Genomic DNA, 4,466 nt, shown 5'->3' on the forward strand with positions numbered 1-4,466 from the left:
CGTCGGTGAGCATGCTCAGGACCTTCAGGTGCGCGGCCAGCAGCACGCTCTTCAGTGACACTCGCGCCCGGCTCGCCAGCGCCCGCAGGTCGTCGACCAGGTCGAAGTAGAGCATCGGCGTCACGTAGCGCTCGGCGGGCACGTCCCGGTCCGAGCCCCAGCCCGACGGCCAGCGGAACTTCGGGTACGTCTGGACGATGCCCTGCCAGTAGGCCTGGTCCTCCGCCGACTCCAGGGCCCGCTGCTCGGCCGCGATGAAGTCGGCGTAGCGGACCGCCGCCGACGGCGGGACGTCCGGCGCGAGGCCGTCGCGGAGCCGCCGGTAGCAGGTGAGCAGCTCCATGATCAGGGAGTGGTGGCTCCAGCCCTCGAGGATGGGGTGGCACTCCGTCGTGGACAGCCACCACACGTCGCCGTCGCAGACGTGGGGGGCGAGCCGGAGCAGCGGCGGCCGCCGCAGGTCGAACAGGTCGGCGCGGTTGCGGCGGGTGTACTCGCGCAGCACCTCCTCCTGCTCCACCGCGGACATGCCCCGCAGGTCGCGCACGTCGACCGGGAGTTCGGCGGAGGCGTGCACGATCTGCAGGGGCGTCGAGTAGGAGTCCAGGTCGAAGGAGGTCCGCAGCACCTCGTGCCGCTCCACGACGAGCCGGACCGCCCGCCGGAAGGCGTCCGGCGCGAACGGCCGTTCGTCGCGGATGCGGAACGAGGTGACGTTGTGGTACTTGTTCTGGCCGTCGTCGGCCAGCATCTCGATCAGCATGCCGAGCTGGACCCGCGACAGCGGGTAGGCATCGACGGCGTCCTCCGGCAGGCGGGCCCGGTCCGACTGCGGGATCAGCGCGAAAGGCGCCACGCTCGCGTCGTCTCCGGCGTGCCCCGCTCGCCCGCTGATGTGCTCGGCGAGCTCGGCCACCGTCCGGTGCTCGAACACGTCGCGCACGGTGACCTCGAAGCCCGCTTCGCGCAGCGCGCCCACCACGGCGACCGCACGGATCGAGTCGCCGCCCAGGTCGAAGAAACCGTCCTCGACACCGACCTGGTCGACCTCGAGCACCTCGGCCCAGACGGCCGCCACCCGCTCCTCGTACTCGGTACGCGGCGCCGTGAAGCCCGCGTCGGCCATCAGCGTGGCGCGGTCGGGAACGGGCAGCGCGGCGCGGTCGACCTTGCCGTTGGCGGTCAGCGGGATGCGGTCGACCGCCATGAAGGCCGTGGGGATCATGTAGTCGGGGAGCGCGGCGGCGCAGTGCCGGGCCAGTTCGTCGGCGCTCGCCGCCCCGTCCCCGCCGGGGACGTGGTAGGCGACCAGCCGGACACCATCGTCGTTCCGGTCGGCGACGACGACCGCGTCGCGGACACGGGGGTGCCGGCCGAGCACGGACTGGATCTCGCCGATCTCGATACGGTAGCCCCGGATCTTGACCTGGTCGTCGGCCCGGCCGACGAACTCGACGTCCCCGCCGGGCAGCATCCGGCCGAGGTCGCCGGTGCGGTAGAGGCGGCCGCCACGGCCGCCGAACGGATCGGGCACGAACCGGTCGGCGGTCAGGTCGGGGCGGTTGACGTAACCGCGCGAGACGCCCGCACCCCCGACGCAGACCTCGCCGACCACGCCGATCGGCACGGGCTGCAGCCGTCCGTCCAGGACGTACATCGTGGTGTTCGGGATGGGACGCCCGATCGGGACGAGTTCGGCGGACTGCGGTCCGGTCACCTCGAACGCGGAGTTGCCGACCGTGATCTCGGTGGGGCCGTACTCGGCGGCGAGCCGGGTGCCGTCCGCGCCGGCGCGCCGCAGCCAGGTGTCGGCGAGCCGGCGGGTGAAGGCGTCGCCGGCCGCGATCGCCAGGCCGGCCAGGTTCGCCAGCCGGTCCGGCTCGAGCTGCTCGGCGAGCAGCGCCAGGTGGCCCGGTGTGGCCTTGACGAAGGCGAAGGGCGCCGCCTCCGACAGCAGCCGTCCGAGGTCGGCGACGTCGAAGTCCTGCGGGAGCAGGTGCACCGGCCGGCCGGCCATCAGCGGGGAGTACAGGTCGGGGACGCCGAGGTCGAAGGCGACCGAGGAGAAGACCGGCGCGCCGCCTTCTCCGGCCGAAACGTAGGCCTCCAGCGTCCAGGCCAGGTAGTTGGCGAGCCCCCGGTGGGTGACCAGCACGCCCTTGGGACGGCCGGTCGACCCGGAGGTGTAGATGACGTACGCGAGGGCGTCCAGGTCCCCGGCCGGCGGAACGGGGGTGGCGGGGCAGGCGTCGATGACCGCTCTGTCGCGCTCGAGGACGACGAGGTCGCCGGCGGGGACGCGCCGGGCGTGCCGGTCCTCGGTCACGATGATCCGCGCGTCGGAGTCCTTGATCATGTAGGCGACGCGGTCGGCCGGATACGAGGGGTCCAGCGGCACGTGCGCCGCGCCGGCCTTCCAGATCCCGAGCAGTACGGCGACCAGGTCGGGGCCGCGGTCCAGGAGCACGCCGACGCGTGACTCCGGCCCGGCGCCCAGCCGCCGCAGGTGGTGCGCGAGACGGTTCGCGCGCGCGTCCAGCTCGCCGTAGGAGACCCGCTCGTCGCCCGCGACGACCGCGACGGCGGCGGGATCGGCGGCGGCCCGCTCCTCGAACGCCTCGTGCACCCGCCGCAGCGGAAGATCCCGCCGGGTGTCGTTCCAGTCGGCGATCAGCACCCGGCGTTCCTCCGGCGTCAGGAGGTCGGCGGCCGACGCCGGCGCGTCCGGGTCGGCGATGACCGACGCCATCAGCCGGCGGAGGTGCTCGGCCATGCGCCGGATCGTGGACTCGTCGAACAGGGCGGTGGCGTACTCCAGGCTCCCGCTCAGGGATCCGTCCGCCGCCTCCTCGATGAGGAGGGTGAGGTCGAAGCGCGCGGTCCGGCGGGTCGCCTCGAACGTCTCGGTCCGCACGCCCCGCAGGTCGATCGGGCCGGTCCTCGCCTGGACCATGTCGAACACGACCTGGAAGATCGGGGTCCGCGACAGGTCGCGCTCGGGCTGGATCTCGTCGACCAGCCGGGCGAACGGCACGTCCTGGTGGTCGAAGGCGTCCAGCACCGTACGCCGGACCCGGCCGAGGAGCTCGGCGAAGGACGGGTCATCGTCCCACGTCGAGCGCAGGACCAGGCTGTTGATGCCGTATCCGATCAGGCTCTGCAGTTCCGGGAGGGTGCGCCGTGACACCGCCGTGCCGACCGTGACGTCCGGGTGCCCGGTGTAGCGGGCCAGGAGAAGATGGAACCCGGCGAGGAGGACCATGAACGGAGTCGCGTCGAAGCGCCGTGCCAGCTCCCGTACGCCGTCGGCGTCCGGGAGCTCGAACGTGACCAGGGCACCGGCCCGGTCGCGCACCGGCGGCCGGGGGCGGTCGGTGGGCAGATCGAGCGGATCGAGGCCCGCGAGCCGGTCCCGCCAGTACGCCAGGTGCCGCTCGTCGATCGGCCTGCCGCGCTCCCAGGCCGCGTAGTCGGCGTACTGCAGCCGCGGAGGCGGCGGCTCCTCACCGCGGTAGAGCGCCGCCAGTTCCTCGGCGAACACCCGCATCGACCACGCGTCGCACGCGATGTGGTGGAAGACGATGACCAGCGTGTGGTCCTCGTCGCCCATCCGGAACAGCTTGGCCCGCACGGGCCACTCGACCGCCAGGTCGATCGGGACGGCCGACTCGTACTCGACGCGCTCCAGGAGCCCGGACTCGGACATGCCCGTCAGGTCGATCACCGGGAAGTCCGGCGGCTGCGCGGCGTCGATCACCTGCACGGGTTCGGTGCCGGACAGCGCGTAACGCGTGCGCAGGATCTCGTGACGCCCCACGACGCTCTCCCACGCGGCGCGCAGCGTCGCGACGTCCAGTGGTCCGCGCAACCGCGCGACCAGGGGGATCAGGTACTCGGGACTGCCGGGGTCCATCCGGTTCAGGAACCACATCTGCTGCTGCCCGTAGGACAGCGGCAGCGGCCTCTCCCGGTCCGCCCGTCCGATCGTCGGACGGGCGCCGCCGCGGCCTTCCAGCCGCCGGCGCAGCAGTTCCTCGCGGAGTGCGTCGATCTCGCCCGTGGTCATGCCCGGTCCTCCTTCAACGACGTGCGTGCCGCCGCCAGGTCGGCGTCGGACAGTTCGGCGATCTCCGCCCTGATCCGGAACTCGACCGCCTCGGCGAGCCCGGCGATCGTCGGCCGCTCGAAGACGGTCCGTACGGGGAGGTCGACGTCGAACTCCTGCTGGATTCCGGCGATGAGCCGGATCGCGAGGATGGAGTTGCCGCCGACCTTGAAGAAGTCGTTGTGCACGCCGGTCCGCAGCCCGAACAGGTCGGTCCACAACGCGGCGATCCGCTCTTCCACGACACCGCGTGGCGCGGTCCGGTCCTCATCCGGCACGTGGTCGGGTGCCGGCAGTGCGGTGCGGTCGAGTTTGCCGTTGGCGTTGAGCGGGATCGCCTCGATCACGATGAACGCCGACG

Annotated in this window: 2 protein-coding genes; both read right to left on the bottom strand. The window is 72.5% G+C overall.

Annotated features, from left to right (window positions below):
• On the bottom strand, positions 1 to 4,066 hold a 4,066-nt coding region (locus NE235_RS36990), incomplete at its 3' end, for an amino acid adenylation domain-containing protein (protein WP_252811579.1).
• Positions 4,063 to 4,466 (bottom strand): phosphopantetheine-binding protein (locus NE235_RS36995; RefSeq protein WP_252811580.1); only part of this gene is annotated, 404 nt, incomplete at its 5' end. The genes NE235_RS36990 and NE235_RS36995, both read right to left, overlap by 4 nt.

Origin of the sequence: Actinoallomurus spadix, assembly GCF_024055725.1 — a bacterium.
Classification (GTDB): Bacteria; Actinomycetota; Actinomycetes; order Streptosporangiales; family Streptosporangiaceae; genus Actinoallomurus; species Actinoallomurus spadix.